Annotated in this window: 18 protein-coding genes and 1 pseudogene; 13 read left to right on the top strand and 6 right to left on the bottom strand. The window is 63.5% G+C overall.

All coding sequences use genetic code 11. The features are described from left to right. Nucleotides 1–65: 65 nt before the first annotated feature. Nucleotides 66–1,262 carry an MFS transporter gene (locus tag ACODSK_RS16190; protein ID WP_489017499.1) on the top strand — a complete coding sequence of 399 codons (1,197 nt, stop codon included), beginning with the start codon at nt 66–68 and terminating at the stop codon, nt 1,260–1,262. Here the strand turns inward: ACODSK_RS16190 and ACODSK_RS16185 are convergent. Both ACODSK_RS16185 and ACODSK_RS16180 read right to left on the bottom strand, forming a co-directional pair. Then, a complete protein-coding gene (locus tag ACODSK_RS16185) occupies nt 1,242–2,273 on the bottom strand; it encodes an alpha/beta hydrolase family protein (protein ID WP_489017497.1) in 1,032 nt (343 codons plus the stop codon). The genes ACODSK_RS16190 and ACODSK_RS16185 overlap by 21 nt on opposite strands. Nucleotides 2,274–2,372: 99 nt before the next feature. Further along, on the bottom strand, nt 2,373–2,984 hold the full coding sequence (locus ACODSK_RS16180) for an FMN-dependent NADH-azoreductase (protein ID WP_489017496.1): 612 nt from the start codon (nt 2,982–2,984) through the stop codon (nt 2,373–2,375). 121 nt (nt 2,985–3,105) lie between these two features. On the opposite strand from ACODSK_RS16180, the gene ACODSK_RS16175 reads away from it, so the two are divergent. Both ACODSK_RS16175 and ACODSK_RS16170 read left to right on the top strand, forming a co-directional pair. Continuing rightward, nucleotides 3,106–4,014 (top strand): LysR substrate-binding domain-containing protein, encoded by a 909-nt coding sequence (locus ACODSK_RS16175; RefSeq protein ID WP_489017494.1) that lies wholly within the window; start codon nt 3,106–3,108, stop codon nt 4,012–4,014. Further along, a complete protein-coding gene (locus ACODSK_RS16170; RefSeq protein ID WP_489017493.1) occupies nt 4,007–4,369 on the top strand; it encodes an MmcQ/YjbR family DNA-binding protein in 363 nt (120 codons plus the stop codon). Before ACODSK_RS16175 ends, ACODSK_RS16170 begins: the two co-directional genes overlap by 8 nt. A 368-nt stretch (nt 4,370–4,737) precedes the next feature. Here the strand turns inward: ACODSK_RS16170 and ACODSK_RS16165 are convergent, their stop codons facing one another. Both ACODSK_RS16165 and ACODSK_RS16160 read right to left on the bottom strand, forming a co-directional pair. Next, nucleotides 4,738–5,115, bottom strand: coding sequence for a DUF1294 domain-containing protein (locus tag ACODSK_RS16165; RefSeq protein ID WP_489017492.1), 378 nt, complete (start codon nt 5,113–5,115; stop codon nt 4,738–4,740). Then, nucleotides 5,112–5,942 carry an undecaprenyl-diphosphate phosphatase gene (locus tag ACODSK_RS16160; RefSeq protein WP_489017490.1) on the bottom strand — a complete coding sequence of 277 codons (831 nt, stop codon included), beginning with the start codon at nt 5,940–5,942 and terminating at the stop codon, nt 5,112–5,114. The genes ACODSK_RS16165 and ACODSK_RS16160 overlap by 4 nt, the downstream gene beginning before the upstream one ends. A 298-nt stretch (nt 5,943–6,240) precedes the next feature. Here ACODSK_RS16160 and ACODSK_RS16155 point away from each other — a divergent pair. Continuing rightward, a pseudogene (locus ACODSK_RS16155) lies at nt 6,241–7,020 on the top strand (cache domain-containing protein); the annotation flags it as partial. A 120-nt stretch (nt 7,021–7,140) separates the two neighbouring features. Then, nucleotides 7,141–7,875: a methyl-accepting chemotaxis protein gene (locus tag ACODSK_RS16150; protein ID WP_489017578.1), complete on the top strand. Its 735-nt coding sequence runs from the start codon at nt 7,141–7,143 to the stop codon at nt 7,873–7,875. A 55-nt stretch (nt 7,876–7,930) separates the two neighbouring features. Here the strand turns inward: ACODSK_RS16150 and ACODSK_RS16145 are convergent, their stop codons facing one another. Both ACODSK_RS16145 and ACODSK_RS16140 read right to left on the bottom strand, forming a co-directional pair. After that, entirely contained in the window at nt 7,931–9,652 is a 1,722-nt protein-coding gene (locus tag ACODSK_RS16145) for a DUF2599 domain-containing protein (RefSeq protein ID WP_489017489.1), read from the bottom strand. A gap of 194 nt (nt 9,653–9,846) precedes the next feature. Next, entirely contained in the window at nt 9,847–11,226 is a 1,380-nt protein-coding gene (locus ACODSK_RS16140) for a DUF2599 domain-containing protein (protein ID WP_489017487.1), read from the bottom strand. 210 nt (nt 11,227–11,436) lie between these two features. Between ACODSK_RS16140 and pnuC the strand changes: the two genes are divergently transcribed. The 8 genes from pnuC to fapF all read left to right on the top strand — a co-directional run bounded on the left by pnuC (nt 11,437) and on the right by fapF (nt 17,808). Further along, entirely contained in the window at nt 11,437–12,003 is a 567-nt protein-coding gene (gene pnuC / locus ACODSK_RS16135; RefSeq protein WP_489017485.1) for a nicotinamide riboside transporter PnuC, read from the top strand. Beyond that, the gene (locus tag ACODSK_RS16130) at nt 12,000–12,551 is read left to right on the top strand and encodes an AAA family ATPase (protein ID WP_489017484.1); all 552 of its coding nucleotides are present in this window, start codon (nt 12,000–12,002) and stop codon (nt 12,549–12,551) included. Before pnuC ends, ACODSK_RS16130 begins: the two co-directional genes overlap by 4 nt. A gap of 298 nt (nt 12,552–12,849) precedes the next feature. Continuing rightward, nucleotides 12,850–13,314, top strand: coding sequence for a fibril amyloid chaperone protein FapA (fapA, locus tag ACODSK_RS16125; RefSeq protein WP_489017482.1), 465 nt, complete (start codon nt 12,850–12,852; stop codon nt 13,312–13,314). 1 nt (nt 13,315) lies between these two features. Continuing rightward, on the top strand, nt 13,316–13,888 hold the full coding sequence (fapB, locus tag ACODSK_RS16120; RefSeq protein WP_489017480.1) for a fibril amyloid subunit FapB: 573 nt from the start codon (nt 13,316–13,318) through the stop codon (nt 13,886–13,888). A 56-nt stretch (nt 13,889–13,944) separates the two neighbouring features. Beyond that, a complete protein-coding gene (locus ACODSK_RS16115; protein WP_489017478.1) occupies nt 13,945–14,946 on the top strand; it encodes a heme utilization protein in 1,002 nt (333 codons plus the stop codon). Nucleotides 14,947–15,010: 64 nt separating this feature from the next. Then, nucleotides 15,011–15,703, top strand: coding sequence for a C39 family peptidase (locus ACODSK_RS16110; RefSeq protein ID WP_489017477.1), 693 nt, complete (start codon nt 15,011–15,013; stop codon nt 15,701–15,703). A gap of 37 nt (nt 15,704–15,740) precedes the next feature. Further along, nucleotides 15,741–16,481: a fibril amyloid subunit FapE gene (gene fapE, locus ACODSK_RS16105; RefSeq protein ID WP_489017476.1), complete on the top strand. Its 741-nt coding sequence runs from the start codon at nt 15,741–15,743 to the stop codon at nt 16,479–16,481. 49 nt (nt 16,482–16,530) lie between these two features. After that, entirely contained in the window at nt 16,531–17,808 is a 1,278-nt protein-coding gene (fapF, locus tag ACODSK_RS16100) for a fibril amyloid transporter FapF (RefSeq protein ID WP_489017475.1), read from the top strand. The last annotated feature ends 51 nt before the right edge of the window (nt 17,809–17,859 follow it).

Genomic DNA, 17,859 nt, shown 5'->3' with positions numbered 1-17,859 from the left:
TTTCTTTTATCTCCGGGCGCAGCCATGATACAAGCCTTCAACCGCTTGCCTGCGAACGCCCTCCCATGCCTGCCGCGCCCTCCGCTTCACCGTCGTCGCTGTCCATCACCCTGCGCATTCTGTCGATCGTCTTCTACACCTTCATCGCCTTTATCTGCATCGGTCTGCCGATCGCCGTGCTGCCAAGCCATGTCCACGATGTGCTGGGCTACAGCGCGGTGGTGGCGGGCCTGGTGATCGGTATCCAGTACCTGTCGACCCTGCTCAGCCGGCCCATGGCCGGACGTCTGGCGGACAGCCTGGGGACCCGGCGCAGCATTGCCTACGGCCTGTTCGGCATCGCCTTCGCCGGGCTGCTGACCTGGGCCTCGGCGCTGGTGATCGAGTTGCCGCTGCTCAGCCTGGCACTGTTGCTGGCGGGTCGGGTACTGCTCGGTATCGCCCAGGGCTTGATCGGCGTCGGTACCCTGAGCTGGGGCATCGGCCAGGTTGGCGCCGAACACACTGCGCGGGTGATCAGTTGGAACGGCATCGCCTCCTACGGCGCCATCGCCATCGGTGCGCCTGTCGGGGTGATCCTCGCGAGTGAAACCGGTTTCTGGAGCATCGGTCCGGCCCTGACCGCATTGGCGGTAATCGCCCTGCTGGTGATCCGCACCCAGCCGTCGCTACCGGTGGTCCGCGGCGAACGCCTGCCATTCTGGTCCGCCTTTGGCCGCGTTGCCCCCTGCGGCCTGGCGCTGACCCTGGCGTCCATCGGCTACGGCACCCTGACCACCTTCGTCACCCTCTTCTATCTGGAGCGCGGCTGGACCGGCGCCGCCTGGTGCCTGACCGCCTTCGGCATCTGCTTCATCGTGTCCCGCCTGCTGTTCGTCAACGCAGTCAACCAGTGGGGCGGCTACCGCGTGGCGATTGCCTGCATGGCCGTGGAGACCCTGGGCCTGGCCCTGCTCTGGTTGGCGCCTTCGCCCCTGCTGGCCCTGGTTGGCGCCGGGCTGACCGGCTTCGGACTGTCGCTGGTGTACCCGGCACTGGGCGTGGAAGCGATCAAGCAAGTACCCGCCACCAGCCGTGGCGCCGGGCTCGGTGCTTATGCGGTGTTCTTCGACCTGGCCCTGGCGATTGCCGGGCCGGTGATGGGCTTTGTCGCGGCCCACCTGGGGTATGCCTGGATCTTCTGCGTGGCAGCGTTGCTGTCGCTGTTCGGTGTCGGCCTGGTGCTGGTCCTGCTGCGCCGCTCAGTTGCTGGCAGTGTGTAGCCCGGCGCGACTGGTCACGCCCAGGGCCTTGTTGAAGAAGTGCGAGGCTTCCGACTGCAACGACAGATGGATGCCGAGACGGTCGACCCCCTCCGCGTCGTTGCACAGCGCGGGCATGCGCGCCCGCTGAACCTCATCGCAGGGCGACATGAAAACGAAATGCCCCGCCCCTTCCAGGCGCCGATAGTTGGGCGTGACCGGCAGCTTGCGGGCCAGGGCCTCGGCATTCTTGTCCACGGCCAGCAACTGGTCGTGGTCACCGCTATAGATCAGTGAAGGCACCTTCACCTCCGCCAGGGCCTGGCGGCCGAAGCTCAGGCTCAAGGGCGCCATCAACAGCAGCGCACGAATACGCGGGTCAGGCTCGGGGAGCAGATCGTCACGGTCGGCGATCACTTCGCCGTGGCGGGTACAGGCATCGGCGTCCAGCGGACGCTCCTCGCAATAACGCAGCAGGCGTTGCAGGTCCGGACGAGCCCCGGAAAGAATCAAAGCAGTCTCGGCACCGGCCGAATAGCCGATCATGCCCACCCGCTCGGCACTGAGCTCGGGGGCGAGCAGCGGGTCTTCCAGCGCGGCAGTGATCGCGGCGCTGATCTGCAACGGGCGACCATAGAGGTTGCTCAGGGTGCCCAGGCGGCTGTGATCCTTGTTGTTGTCGCCGGGATGCACCGCCGCGACCACCACGAAACCACGCCGCGCCAGGGCGCTGGCCAGATCATGCAGGGCCATGGGCGTGCCGGTGTTGCCATGGGAGAGCGCCAGCAGCGGGAAACGCCCCATCACCACCGGCGCCTCGGCAGCGACGTTGAGACGGTAGCCATCGATACGCCGCACGTGGGGCTGACCGCTGGAGGGATAGAAGGCCAGCACCTGCATCGGCTGGCCATCCAGAGGATCGGGGACGCTCATGCGGTGCAGGCCGACGTTCCAGTGCTGCGCAGGTTCCGCCTGCACCAGCAGACTGCAGCCCAGTAACGAAAGCACCATTAACGCCCGCAGAACCCGCATTTTGTTTCACCTTGACCCAAACGGCGACGACCCGCTCCATGCAAAGCATAGAGCGGGCCAAGGCGACGCGTATGAAAGCTGGATGAAACTCCTGACAGCTCAGGCGGCGACGAACAGCTCGTTGGCGATTTGCGCCTGGGCCGCCTGCAGGGCGTTGTTGCGCGGCTCGTCGCCGTAGGCCAGGCCATGGGCGCGGACGAACTCGACGTCGGTGATGCCGATGAAGCCAAGGAACACCTTGAGGAAATCTTCATGACCGACACCGGTCGGCTGGCCGACATGCAGGCCACCGGCAGTGGACACCACGATCACCTTCTTGTTGCCGCACAGGCCTTCAGGGCCGGCCTCGGTGTAGCGGAAAGTCTTGCCGGCGACGGCGATGCGGTCGATCCAGGCCTTCAACTGGCTGGCGATGCTGAAGTTGTACATCGGTGCACCGATGACCACGGCATCGGCGTCGAGAAACTCTTGCAGGGTTTCCGCGCTCAGCTTGGCTTCATGGGCCAGGGCGGCGTCGCGCGCTTCTTCCGGGGTGCCGGCGGCCAGCAGGGTCGCCGAGGAGAAGTGGCTGATGGCATCGGCGGCGAGGTCACGGTAAACCACTTCAACGCCCGGCTCGGCGGCTTGCCAGGCCTGCACGACTTGCTGGCTCAGTTGGCGCGAGGCCGAGTTGTCGCCGAGGATGCTGGAATCGATATGCAAGAGTTTCATGGGGTTCTCCTTGATTTGAAGACCGCTGGTCGGCGGTGACGATGGGGAGAATCCTAACGGCATGATGAATGAGTGATAAGATCCCGATTTCGCGCTAGTTCGTCCCACTGATGGAACAATCATGCAAGACCTCAATGACCTGTTCTACTTCGCACGGGTGGTCGAGGCCGGTGGTTTCGCCGCTGCCGGCCGCCAGTTGGGCATCCCCAAGTCGCGCCTGTCGCGGCGTATCGCCGAACTGGAGGAACGCCTTGGCACCCGTCTTCTGCAACGGACCACCCGGCAACTCAAGCTGACTGCGGTTGGCGAGCGCTACCTGCGGCATTGCCAGGCGATGCTGCTGGAAGCGGAAATGGCCGATGAAGCGGTGGCCAGTATGACCAGCGAGCCACGCGGGCGCTTGCGCGTCTCAAGTCCGGTCGGCCTGGCCCACGCCTTTCTGCCGGCGGTAATCACCCGGTTCCTCGAACTGTATCCGCAGGTGCAACTGGAGATGGTCCTGGTCAACCGCCGGGTCGACCTGATCAACGAAGGCATCGATGTCGCCCTGCGGGTCCGGGATGTCGGCGACGAAGACCCGGCCCTGGTCACCCGCCGCCTCAACCGGGCGCAGATGCAACTGGTGGCGTCCCCGGATTTCGTCCACCAGCACCCGGTGCAACATCCCTCGGAACTGGCCGGCCTGCCGATACTGGGCGCCGTGGAGCCCGATCGCCTGGTGCACCTGCGCCTGCTGGATCGTGACGGCAAGCGCGAAGAGCTGGCCCTGGAGGCGCGCCTGGCCATCGACGACTTCGTCGTGCGCAAGGCCGCCGCGCTGGCCGGCCTGGGCTTCACCGCCCTGCCTTTGCTGCACTGCGAGGACGAACTGGCGCGGGGCGAACTGGTCAACCTGCTGCCGGACTGGTCCATGCCCAGCGGCTTCCTGCAAGCGGTCTACCCGCACCGGCGCGGCGTGTTGCCAGCGGTACGAGCGTGGATCGACCATCTGGTGGCTTCATTCGAAGAATGTGGAGAGCGTTATGTCTGAGCGGCAGATGAATGAAGAACAGGTCGCGGCGTTCTGCCTGGGCCTGCCCGGTGCCCGGGAAGATTACAAATGGGGCGGCATCCGGGTGTTTTCCGTGGCTGGCAACAAGATGTTCGCAGTGATGGACCTGGCCGGGGCCGGACTGTCGTTCAAGGTCGACCAGGACCTGTTCATTGGCTACGTCGATATGCCCGGGGTCCGCCCGGCACCCTACCTGGCACGGGCGCACTGGATCAGCGTGGCGCCGCCTTATGCCCTGGGCCGGGAAACACTGGAAGATCTGTTGAAACGCTCGCACCAGTTGGTGGTGGGGAAACTGCCGAAGCGGGTGCGGGTGGGGTTGTTGCTTGACTGAGCCTTTTCGCCGGATTTGAGTGCCTCATCGCAGCATGGGTATCTACACAACTTCAGATCAGCCACGAAGCCACAGCTCGCCGAGTACCTGTGGGAGCGGCTGTTAGCCGCGATTGGCCGCAAAGCGGCCATAAAACCTGTGCCCTCGGTGTGTCAGGAAAACCTGGGACTCAGGTTTTACGACGGCTTCGCCGCCGATCGCGCGGTCCGGCGTTCCGGCTAACAGCCGCTCCCACAAGGTCCGTGTTGCTCCAGGTTGAAGATGTGTAGATACCCATGCTCATCGCTGGCAAGCCAGCTCCCACAGAGGCCTGAGGATGCAGTACCAGTGGGAGCTGGCTTGCCAGCGATGGGCCCTTACGGCCAGCACTACAGGATGTGCTTCCACTGCCCGAGGAACAGCCAGTCCAGCCAAACAACCTGGTGCACCAGCACGATCAGCCAGAACACCAGTTGATAGGACAGCTTGCGGGTCTTGTGCCGCCATAGCTGCTGTGCCACCAGCGCCCCCGGCCAGCCGCCGAGCAACTCGCTCAGATGCAGGATCTTCTCCGGTATCCGCTGCCCCTGTACCTGCGCCTGACGCTTGTCATGCCAGTAGAGCCCGGCACACACCAGGCTCATCAGCGCATAGACCAGCACCGGCAACCAGGATTGCCCGCTCACCCCGACCTTCACTGCCCCGCCCAGCGGCAACAGGCAGAGCAGCGTAAAAGCGGCGAGCTTCAGGCGCGGATAACGGATCATCCCTGGGCTACCGACCAGTCGACCCAGCCGAACTGCCAGGTAGCGAGAATAATCAGGCCGAAGCCGATGCGGTACCAGGCGAACACCGCGTAGCTGTGGCTGGCAATGAACTTGAGCAGACCGCGCACGGCGATCATGGCGAAGATGAACGAGACCACGAAGCCGACGGCGAAGACCATGAAGTCATCCGGCTGGAACAGGTGCCGGTACTTGTAGCCCGAGTACACCGCGGCACCGACCATGGTCGGCATGGCCAGGAAGAACGAGAACTCGGTGGCCGCCTTGCGCGACAGGCCGAACAGCAGGCCGCCGATGATGGTCGAGCCGGAGCGCGAGGTCCCCGGAATCATCGCCAGGCACTGGGCACAGCCGATCTTCAGGGCGTCGCTCCAGCGCATTTCGTCCACTTCCTGTACGCGAATCACATGCTCGCGGCGCTCGGCCCAGAGCATGATCACCCCGCCCACCACCAGCGCCACGGCTACGGTGATCGGGTTGAACAGGTATTCGTGGATCAGGTCGGCAAAGGCGACGCCGAGGATCACGGCCGGGAAGAAGGCAATCATCAGGTTGACCGTGAAACGCTGTGCCTCGCGCTGGCGTGGCAGGCCCACCACCACGTCGAGGATCTTGCGGCGAAACTCCCACACCACCGCCAGGATCGCGCCGAGCTGGATGATGATGTTGAAGGCCATGGCCCGCTCACCGCCGAAGTTGATCAGGTCGGCCACGACAATCTGGTGGCCGGTACTGGAGATCGGCAAAAACTCTGTCAGACCCTCGACGATACCGAGGATCACTGCCTGCATGGCGGTCCAAAAATCCATCATTCCCCCGTGGGGCGATGCTCGCGGCATGCCCCGTTGTAGTTTTGATTGCTTGTTTTCAAGGCCCAGGCGTGTTGCGTAGATCAGCAGATAGCGAAAAAAGCCACGTCAAATCGCGACAAGCCCTTCAGATTTGGCACAGGAAGGCCGAAATCCTATCAGACCCGTCGCACAAACGCTGCCCGGTCGTACGCAACGGAGCCTGCCGAATCAACCACTTAGCCATTGGTCGAGTAGGTGGAAGCGGCAAAGCGTGCTTGGATGCTCGTGACAATAACAAGAACTCGAGACCACCTTTATGAAGACTTTACGCGGTATGTCGATCAGCCGGCGCCTGTGGCTCATCCTGGTGCTGGCCGTGGCGATGCTGGTGACCCTCGGGTTGCTCATGCTCAATCAGATTCACACCGACCTGTACAAGGCCAAGGCCGAGAAGACCCGGCACGTGGTGGAAACCGCCGCCGGTATCCTGGCCTACTACCAGGGCCTCGAAGCCGCCGGCACGCTGAGCCGCGACGCCGCCCAGCAACAGGCGCTAAGCGCAGTACGCGGGCTGCGCTACGACAAGAGCGATTACTTCTGGATCAACGACCTCGGTCCGAAGATGCTCATGCACCCGACCAACCCCAAGCTCGAAGGCCAGGACCTCTCGGCCATCCGTGACCCGGACGGCTTTGCCCTGTTCAACGAAATGGTCACCCTGGCCAAGGCCAGGGGCGCCGGCAGCATTGACTACCGCTGGCCCAAGCCCGGCGCCAGCGAGCCGGTGGAAAAAACCTCCTATATCCAGTTGTTCCAACCCTGGGGCTGGATCATCGGCTCGGGTATCTATATCGACGACATGCAGGCCGAGTTCTACCGGCAGTTGCGCGACGCCTCGCTGCTCGGCGCAAGCATCGCGGTGCTCCTGGCCCTGCTGGTGACCCTGATCGGCCGCAGCATCGTCCGTCCCCTGCGCGAAGCCGAGGACGCCATGGCCACCATCGCCAGCGGTGAGGCCGACCTGACCCGGCGCCTCGACACCCACGGCAACGACGAGATCACCCGCCTCGGCCAGCACTTCAACAGTTTCACCGGCCAGTTGCAGCAGGTGGTCAGCCGCCTGCGCGATGCCGCCCATGAACTGGACGGCTCCGCCGGCGCCGTCGGCAGCAACGCCGAACAGGCGCGCCAGCGCAGCGAGCAGCAGTCGCAGCAAATGGAACAGGTGGCCACGGCGATCAACGAGGTGACCTACGCGGTGCAGGACGTGGCGAAGAACGCCGAGCAGGCTTCCAGCGAGATGAGCGCGGCCCAGGGTTGCGCACGCCAGGGGCAGCAGAGCATCCACGGCAGCTTGCGCAAGATCGACGAGCTCTCCGCCACCATCGACGAAGCGGTGCAGGTGATCCAGGCCCTGGCCAGCCAGAGCACGCGGATCGGCAGCGTGCTGGAGGTAATCCGCGCCATCGCCGAACAGACCAACCTGCTCGCCCTCAACGCCGCCATCGAGGCGGCCCGGGCCGGGGAACAGGGTCGTGGTTTCGCCGTGGTCGCCGACGAAGTTCGCCTGCTGGCCCAGCGTACCCAGCAATCCACCGCCGAGATCCAGGCAATGATCGAGCACCTGCAAGGTCAGTCGGAAGCTGCGGTCAAGGCCATCGACGCCAGCAGCCAGGCCTCGCGGGAGACCGTCGAGCAGGCCAGCGAAGCCGGGGCCAGCCTGGATGCCATCAGCCAGGCGCTGCACAACCTCACCTCGCTCAATGCCTCCATCGCCAGCGCTACCTTGCAGCAGGCCCATGTGGTGGAAGAGATCAACCGCAATGTCACGGAGACCGCCGGGCTGTCCCGGGAGACCGCACTGGCGGCGCAGCATTCCAGTGAGTCGGGACGCACGCTCAATCGCCTGAGCGCGCACCTGGAGCAGGTGCTGGGGCAGTTCCGGGTGTGAAAAAACTGCCGATATCCATGGGGATATCGGCAGTCGAGGCAAGCCGGAAGTCAGCTTATCTCGGGTTGCACTGAGCAGCCTCGTACTGCTTGGCGGTGAGCTCGTTCGGGCGCTTCGACTCGAGGTTCCAGGTCGGCTTGTTCTTGAACAGCTTGGCCAGGCAGGCCGTCTGCTTGCTCATCGACGGGTCCTTGTTGCCCCAGTAGTCCTTGCCCCGCTCGTCATCCGCCAGGGCTTTGTACTTGATCTCGTCCACCATCGCCTTCACGGCCGCCTCGTTGTTCGGGTCGAGACTGCGCCCACAATCGGTAGGCGTCACTTCCAGCGACTTGATGTCTTCGTTGCCATACTCGCCGAATTTGCGCGTTACCCATTTGAGCGACTTGACGTACTGCGTGCACTGCTTGGACCCATTCGCGCCCCAGCCCCCCGTCACCTCCTCGGAGTAAGGCGTATTGCACTTGTCCCGCAGGGACCGCTCATGGGAGACGTAGGAACGGGTGGGCTCCAGGTTGAACGCTTCCTTGTAACGGACGGGCAAGCCATTCTCCTCCAGGGTGTAATGGCAGATAAGCTGGCGCCGCAGGGTCATGTCCCGGTCACGCCATTTCTCCACGCCGCCAGGCAAGGCGGTGGCCTTGCGTTTCATCTCGGCCATCGCGGCATCGGTCTGGTCGACACCGATTTCACGACCACAGGCGGTCGGCACCACCGAAACAGAATCGATCTCTGCCTTCAAGCCGGGGTCTGGACGCCGGATCCATTCGACCTTCTCGAAGTACTGCGAGCATTGCTTCGAACCGTTCGGGCCCCAACCGCCGGCGTTGTCAGCGGGCACAACGGGACCTGTCCCCGGCCCTGCATCGCAGGAGAAGCTTGCCTTGCTGTTCTTGTCCCGTGGGTACTGAATCTTGATGACCGGGATATCGACGCCCTTCTGCTGCTTGTACTCTTCCTGGTTCTTCAACGCAGCATCGCGGCCTGCAGCATCGCTGTAGAAAAATGCCCAAGGCTTGGTTTCATTGCTCTTCGGGTTGCTGTAGCGAATCTCGGGATAGGAGTTGAACGCCACGTCCTGGCCCGGGACATTCTGCATGGCATGGCGCGCGTCGATCAGTTGCTTGAACTGGTCCGAGCTCTTGGCACCGTCCATGGTCCGGAAGTCGAAGGTGCAGGTTTTCCCGCCGATCATCTCGGGTTGTGACATGTTCGGCGTGAAGTAGCGGTCGACCCAGTTTTGCCCGTTGACACCTTGCGATTCGCAGGAAGCCTCGGTTTCCCCTGTTTTCCGATTGTCGCCGCAGCCCTGGTCGCTGCGCTCGTCGGCCCAGAGATCACTCGTCCCGCCGCAAAGGGGGTAGCCGCGGTCTTCCTCCCTGGCAACCAGCCAAGGCGGCTCGACCACGATGCCGGAGCCGAAGTTTGTGGTTTTCTCGCCCTTGACGGCCAGGTCGGCAAAAATGAAATCCGCGCGCATGTAGGTTGCCGCAATAGAGCCCTGCTCCCGGGACTTGGGGCTGGTTTGCCAGACGAACCAGGAACCTGCCGGAGCACCGGCGTCCTCTGGTCGCTGCGTACCCCGGATCATCAATCCTGAGCAGTTGTAGGCCGCCTGCGCCTCGCCCTGGGAGCCAGGGCAGGTATCCACCGTCTTGTTGTAGAACTCCTGGATCTGCTTCAAGGTGTCTTCACAGCTCGCCGCCTGGCCCAGCGTCGCCTGCATCAGCAATGGCAACGCCAGCAGCCAGGTTCGGCCGTCTATACGTCTTCTCATCATTGTGTCTCCTGAGCTGCCGCAGCAGTTCGATAAGGGGCCGACGCAACAACGACTCAACGGTCACTACCTGGACGCCGCATGCTCAATCTGCCGAGAAACTTCCTCGTGCGAAACTGACAAAAATATCAGTTGAAGCTGAAAACCGACCGAAGGCCGGGCCCGCCAGCAAGCATTACTGGCGGGCCCGGAGCCGGTCATTTACCGGCATCGGCCGGCGTCGGATTGCAGGGAGAGGTCAGGCGCAAGGAGCCTTCATGGGAGACGTAGGGCCGACCCGGTTCGAGGTTCCAGGTGTTTTTTTCCCGCGCCGCGAAGAAGTGACAGACCAATTGCCGACGCAGGGTGCCGGCGTTGATCCCTTCGTTCCAGCGCGGATCGCTCTTGTGCTTGTTGTACAGCTCGGCATACATCCGGTCGGTCTGCTCCGGGCCGATGCGTCGGCCGCATTCGGTAGGGGTGACCTCCAGCGACCAGATCGGCCCGGTGAAACCGACATCGGTACGCTGCACCCAGCGTGTGCTGGCGATGTACTGCTTGCAGTAGCCGGCCTCGACCTGCGCTTGTGCAGCCGCCGCGACCGCAGCAGCAGCCTGGGCCTGGTTCACCGGCTGCGCCCCAGTCGTCGTGCCAAAGCCCGGCGTAGAGGCAACGCCCGGCTTGCAGAATCCGGGCGACCGGCTGTACCCGGCGAAGCCCGGCTGCTGCTCATCGCAGAAGAACTGCGCCTTTTCTCCCGGGAACCTGGGCATCTGCACGCGTATGACCGGCCGGTAGTTGCCGGTCTTCGCCAGGTAGTCGGCCTGGTTCTTCAGGGCATCGGCGCGTCCGCCCGGCTCGGTATAGATCCACGCCAGGATATTGGGCTCGTCTTTGTTGGAAACCAGCAGCTCGGTAGGCATGGCGAACTCGCGAGGACCCACCAGGCGGCGTGCCTCCATGAATCCTGCGAATGCCCTGGAACGCCCCGCCTGGCCACGCCCCTGGGCCAGGTCGAAGGCGCATTGCCCACGATATTGATCGGCACTCCAGGCGCCGCCCGGTGGCTGCTTGCTTTGAAAATTGGCAACCCAGGCACGGCCGTCATTGATGCCCTGGTCCTGGCAATAGTTCTCGCGAGCGACGGTCGCCGAATTGTCGCCGCAACCGCGATCGCCACGCTCCCAGGTCCAGCCATCCATGGGCAAGGCGCACTGGACGTAGGACGGTTTCTGGCCGGCGCAGAGATAGTCGGTCGGCGTGGCGATAAAACCGTTGTTGGTATTGACGGCAAGGTCCTGGAAGTTGATGTCCGTGCGCATCAACGAATAGGACGATGCGCCTTTCTGCACGCTCGCCGGCGGGTAAGTCCAGACATCGAACTTCTCGCCCTTCGCCGGATCGGCGCGCTTGGTGCCCCTGATCATCAGGCCCGAACAGTTCGAGGCCGGCTCGCCGCTGGGGCAGGCATTGGCGGTGTTGTTGTACAGCTCCTGGATCAGCTTCAAGGTCTGGGCGCAGGTTTCCGCCCTGGCCGTCGACCACGTACACAGCAGCGCGACCAGCAAGAGCAGGGCTTTATCGGGGGACATTCGCATGACGCAGATCTCCTTCGCCGTTCAGGTTTACGGTTCCGGGCGAAAGGAAAACCGCGAACCACTGACCGACGCCGGGTACCAAAGCCTGACAGAAAGCCCCCGGGCGGATAACTGGCAAAAATGTCAGGTCCGCGCCTGTGCAAGCGCTGTCAGAAAAATCCCATGCAGGTACAATCCGGCCCCACTTTGTCCATGCAATAAGGAGCGCCGATGTCCGGCCTCGAATGGTTCGCTGCCGCCCTTGGCGCCCTCTCCGTCTGGCTGACCGTCAAGCAGAATCCCTGGTGCTGGCCGATCGGCCTGGTGATGGTGTTGCTGTACTGCTGGCTGTTCCACGATATGCGCCTGTACTCGCAGATGTCGCTGCAAGGCGTGTATGCCGCGTTGCAGGTCTATGGCTGGTGGCAATGGACCCGTCCGGACAGCCAGCGCGAAGCGCGCAAGGTCAGCCTGCTGTTGCCCGCCCAGGTCAATCTCGGCCTGCTGGTCGGGCTGCTGATCAGCGTCGCCCTCGGCGCCGCCATGAGCAGCTGGACCGACGCCGAACAGCCCTGGCTGGACGCTGCGATCACCGGCTTCAGCCTGGTGGCGCAACTCTGGATGGCGCAAAAGCGCGTGCAGTGCTGGGCGCTGTGGATCGTCATCGATGCGGTCTGCGTCGGCCTGTTCCTCTGGCAAGGCCTGTACCTCACCGCCGGCCTGTACGCCCTGTTCACCCTGCTGGCGATCCAGGGCCTGCGTGAATGGCGGCGCGACCCGGCACTGGTGGCGGCATGAAAGTACTGGTGCTGGCCGGGCCGGAATCCAGCGGCAAGAGCTGGCTGGGCGCAGAGATCCAGGCGCATTTCGGCGGCGAACTGGTAGGCGAATACGTGCGCCACTTCATCGACGAGCAGCAGCGCGACACCTGCTATGCCGACATCCCGGCCATCGCCACCGGGCAACTGGCCTGGGAAGACGCCGCCCGCCGCCGCCAGCCACCGTTGCTGATCCTCGACACCCATCTGCTGAGCAACATGCTGTGGAGCCGGGTGCTGTTCAACGACTGCCCGGACTGGCTGGAACCAGCGCTGCTGGCGCGCCGCTACGACCTGCACCTGCTGCTCAGCCCCGACGGCGTGCCATGGATCGCCGATGGCCAGCGCAGCCAGCCGGCGCTGGACGAGCGCCGGGTGTTCTTCGCTGACAGCCGCCGCTGGCTGGAAGAACATGGCCAACCCCTGCAGATCATCGAAGGCGACTGGTCCAGCCGCCGCGCCACTGTGCTGGCTGCCGTGCAACGATTGCTGGACGGCAAGCCAGCAGATTGCGCCACCGAGTGTTAAACCGCTGAAACACCGGCAAACAGGCCAATGCCCGAAACAGAGCCTGTACCGCTGCCCTCGCCAAGAGTGTTAACGCGCCGATACACAAGCACTGCAAGGGCCGCTGGCAGGCCTTGCTTCGCTGTTTTGCCGGCGACGCCTCGCGGCCTGTATCAGCGGCTTAACAGCCAGCGCGAAGCATTCTCGTCATATTCCCGCAAGCTACTGATCCCCAAGGAAAAATAAAAAGCGGCACGGCTTCTGCTCTTTCTCTCGCAACGCTGAGCAGGGCCAGCGACCAGAAGAAGGAACCGCCGCCGTGGGGACTCACAATAAAAGCCTGCTTCACCTCATGCTTGCCGGATGCGCCCTTGGTGCCTCCCTTCTCGCTGTACAGGCCCAGGCCGAAGGCAATGGCGTGGTGGTCCTGACCCGCGATGTGCATACCCGTGCCGCTGTTCGCCAGGATCGTCCCGATCCGAGTCCCACCACCGTCAACCTGAATTCCTCCGATCGCATTACCGGGCAGACCAGCAACGAACTGAGCGACGGCGATTTCGCCAGCGTCGCCAGCGGCCTGGCGGTCAACCGCGTGCTGCTGCCGGATGCCGGCGGCGTGCGTGGCGTCAATGCAGTACCGAGCACTCTGCCGGGCATGGGCGGCGCCAATGGTCTGGGTGGCGGAGCCGCCGGTGGTGGCGCCGGCGCCGGAATCTCCAACCGGGTCGGTGGTGCCATTGGAGCCGGGCTGGCTCCCCTGCAGATGCTGACCGGGGGCAAATAAGATGAAGGCCAGCCTGCTCTACATCGCCCTGTTCTGCTCCGCTTCCAGCTTCGCCGCCTCACCAGTCGAGGACAACGCCAACATCGGCAGCAGCGCCCAGGGCTACAAGGGCAACCTGTCGATCAACCAGGCCGCCGGCGACCAGCAGCAACAGAACAACAGCCGGGCCATCGCCATCGGCCATGAAGCCCAGGCCACTACCCACATCATCCAGCGCATCGACACCCCGGCCAGCCGTGCCGTGGATGCCAGCGCCAGCATCAGCGGCAACGCATTCAGCAACGGCAGCGGCGTACTGGGCCTCAACCAGTCCGCCGGGGCCGGCACGCAACAGGCCAACGCGGTGCGCATCAGCATCAGCGCGGTACCGCAAAGCATCGATGACAGCGTCCTGCTCCAGCAGAACGTGGCGCTGTCCAACAGCTCCGATCCAACGGGCCAAGCCCCCGGCAGCCGCCAGGTCAGCACCAGCGACCAGGCATTCAGCGGCAGCCGCGGCGTAGTCCAGTTGAATCAGAGCGCCGGGGTGGGCAACCGAATGGCCAACACCCTGAGCGTCCGGGTCGCTGACTGACCCGAAACCAGCAACACAACACTTAACAATCAAAAAAGATAATGCGGAGAAACACCATGAAACCACAAATGGCACTCAAGCCTCTGGTATTCGCACTCGCAGCGGTCATGGCAGTTGCTGCACACGCGGGCGGACGCAACGACAACCACGGCGGTCATAACGGCGGCCACAATGGCGGTCACGACAACAACACCAGCTATCTCCTGAGCCTGCTGGTCAATGCCGGTGCCGCCGCCACGGTCATCGACACCCAATCGAACGCCGGCAACTGGGTGAAAAACGAAGCTACCCGCAACGACGCGAAAATGGACAACTCGGCCAACGGCTCGCAGGGCAACCTGGGCGCCAACACCGCCGCCGGCGACGGTAACCAGCAGGACAACGTTGCCGCCATCGCCACCGCCGACGAAAGCTTCATCTTCGGCAGCGCCATGGCAGTCTCCAGTGCGACCCAGAACAACGTGTCCAACACTGTGAAGAACTACTCCACCCGCAACACCGCTACCCTCAACAGCTCGGCCAACGGCAGCTCCGGCAACATCGGCGTGAACGTCACCGCCGGCGACTTCAACCAACAGAAAAACAACCTCGCCATCGCCGTGTCCGGCGGCCGGGTCGCCATGGCCAGTGCCGCGGCCAACCAGACCACTACCGGCCTGAACGTGAGCAACGAGGCTGATCGCACCTACGACACCAAAACCCTCCACGCCAGCTTCGCTGCCTACGGCAAGTACGAAGGCAACGGTTGGGGCTATGTGGAAGACGAAAGCAGCAATGGCGGTCATGGTGGTGGTCATAACAATGATCGTGGTGGCCGTACCGACAAGGATCCGCTGAAGTTCCACGAGGAAGGCGACTTCGCGCTGTTCGGCGTAGCCTCCTACCAAGTGCTGACCCCAAGCGGCTGGGTCAACCCAGTGACCAACACCGCGTCGCTGACCAACTCGCTGAACGGCGTGTCGGGCAACGTCGGTGCCAACGTCTCGGCTGGCTCGGGCAACCAACAAAGCAACTCGCTGTCCATCGCCGCAGGCTGCCGTGCCTGCACCGGCATGTAACAGCAACCTTGATCGGGGCCCTTCGGGGCCCCTTTCCTTGAATTCAATGGATGGGGGGAAGGTCATGCGCGCGTTCATGCTGACGCTGCTGGTGGTCCTGGGCATGCAAGCCGGCCAGGCCGGTGCCGTACAGAGGATGGCAGTCGCCGCCCTGCCCGGTGGCACAGTGATCTACAAGCCAGTGCAAAGCATCCGCGAGCGACGCTTCGCCAACATCGTGCAACAGAAGACCGACTTCAGCTGCGGCGCCGCCGCCCTCGCCACCCTCCTCAAGCAAGCCTACTGGCTGGATGTCGACGAGGCCCACATCATCGAAGGCATGCTCGCCCACTCCGACCAGGACCAGGTCCGCGTCCAGGGCTTCTCCATGCTCGACATGAAGCGCTACGTGGAAAGCCTCGGCATGCGCGCCCGCGGTTACCGGATTCCTCCGGAAAGCCTGGCCAGTGTGAGCGTTCCGGTGGTGGTGCTGATGGATATCCGCGGCTACAAGCATTTCGTCGTCATGCAGCGGGCCAACAACGACTGGGTCTACGTCGGCGACCCGGTTCTGGGCAACAAGCGCTACAAGTTCGACGACTTCGTCAAAGGCTGGAACGGCATCATCTTCGCCGTCATCGGCCCCGGCTACGACAAGGCCAACGCGCTGCTCGACCCGCCGGCCCCGCTGACCGCCAAGCAGCGCGTCAACAACTTCCAACCCATCGACGATGCCCAGTTGATGGAGTTCGGTTTCATCCAAAGCGACTTCTTCTAACCAAAGAAAAGCGAGCATGGAGCTCCGGGAGCACGCGATGAAGACTTCAAGCTGGCTGGTGGCCCTCTGTGTGGTGGCCAGTCTTCCTGCCCAGGCGCAGTTCAAACCGATCGAAGTCAAGGACCAGGAGCTCGCGCAATTGCGCGGCCGCTACGTAATGCCCGGGCGCATCATCAGCTTCGGCGTGGTCATGAGCAGCACCTGGCAGAACGCCAATGGTGACCGGCTGGGGGCCACGGCGACGCTGCAGGTGTCGCAATCCACCTTCAAGCCGCAGTTCTACGTCTCTACCACCAGCGAAACCGGCACTGGCACTTCAACAGCCCAGGGCTCCGGCAGCGTGACCGGCGGCGCCGGCCTCGGCAGCGGCCAGGGGGTCGTCCAGGTGACCCGCGCCGCCGGCGACAACAATAGCGCCTACAACGACGTACAGATCAACGTCAGCGAAGCCAGCCAGGCACCGCAAACAAGCACGCCAATAGGCCAGGCGCTGGCCAGCGGCGGCACCATCACCGCCAGCAACGGCGCTGGCACCGTCAGTGTTTCGTCCACCGTCAACGGGATCCAGATGGGCATCCAGGCCGCCAGCGGCCAGGGCTCCAGCCTGCAGCGCCTGACCGATGGCGGCCTGATGCAGAGCACCACCCTGCTCGGTGGCAGCAATGCCGTGAACAACCTCACCCAACTCAATGTGGTACTGCGCGACAACCTGCCGACTGCAGGCGCCCTGAATTGCAATCTCGATCAGCTCAAGGGCCTTCGTATTTCAGGATATTGATCTACGCTCTGTTGCAACTTATTGCGCAGTTGGAAAGGATGGCTGACCTATGCACCGCTCGTTGTCATTCAATGCAGTCGTTTGTCTGAGCACATTAGTCCCTTCGTCGCTGCTCTACGCGGCGCAGGATCCCCAGGTAGAGGCCTTGAAACAGGAGTTGCAGGCCCTCAAGCAACGCTACGAACAGCAGCAGCAGGCGCTGATGGTGCTTGAGCAGCGGGTTCGCCAGGTCGAGGACCAGCCGGCCGCCAGCCAACCCAAGCGCCTGGTGCGTTCGCCAGCGTCCAAGCCGGTCCATGGTAGCGAGCAGACCGTTGCCGCTTCCGGCACCGGCAGCTCCTACGGCGAATCACTCAAGGACGATTCGGAGCCGGCGCAAAGCGTTTCCAACCTGTACGACGAAGCCAGCGGCTTCTTCGGCGGCGGCAAGTTCAGCTTCGAGACAGGCATCACCTACGCCCGTTATGACACCAAGCAGTTGACGCTCAACGGCTTTCTCGCTCTGGACTCGATCTTCCTCGGCAATATCAACCTCGACCGGATCAAAGCCGACACCTGGACCCTGGACCTGACCGCGCGCTACAACTTCGACCAGCGCTGGCAGTTCGATGTCAACGTTCCCGTGGTCTATCGCGACTCCACCTTCCAGTCCGGCGGTGCCGGCGGCTCGGGCGCGGCCTTGTCGGACAAAAGCGTCACCCGCGACCCGACCCTGGGCGATGTCAACGTCGGCATTGCCTACAAATTCATGGACGAGTCGGAATATGCCCCGGACGCAGTGGTCTCCCTGCGGGTCAAGGCCCCTACCGGCAAGGAACCCTATGGCATCAAGTTCCGCCAGGATCCCGGCAACGACAGCCTGAGCTATCCGGAAAGCCTGCCCACCGGCAACGGGGTCTGGTCCATTACCCCCGGCATCTCGCTGGTCAAGACCTTCGATCCGGCGGTGCTGTTCGGCAGCCTGTCCTACACCTACAACCTGGAGGACTCGTTCAGCGATATCAGCTCCACGGAAAACCAGAAGGTCCCGGGCAAGGTCAAGCTGGGCGACAGCTTCCAGATCGGTGCGGGCATCGCCTTCGCCCTCAACGAGAAGATGAGCATGTCGTTCTCCGTCACCGACCTGATCGTGCGTCGCGCCAAGACCAAGGCCGATGGCGAGGACTGGACCACCATCGTCGGCAGCGACGCCAACGCCGCCTACTTCAACGTCGGCATGACCGTGGCCGCCACCGACAAGCTGACCGTCGTGCCGAACCTGTCCATCGGACTCACCGACGACGCGCCGGACTTCACCTTCAGCCTGAAATTCCCGTACTACTTCTGATCCGCCAATCGCCTGTAGGAGCGAGGCTTGCCCGCGAAAGGACCGCGCAGC

The sequence above is a fragment of the Pseudomonas sp. FG98 genome (assembly GCF_057808595.1).
This window is presented reverse-complemented; position numbering and strand designations above follow the sequence as displayed.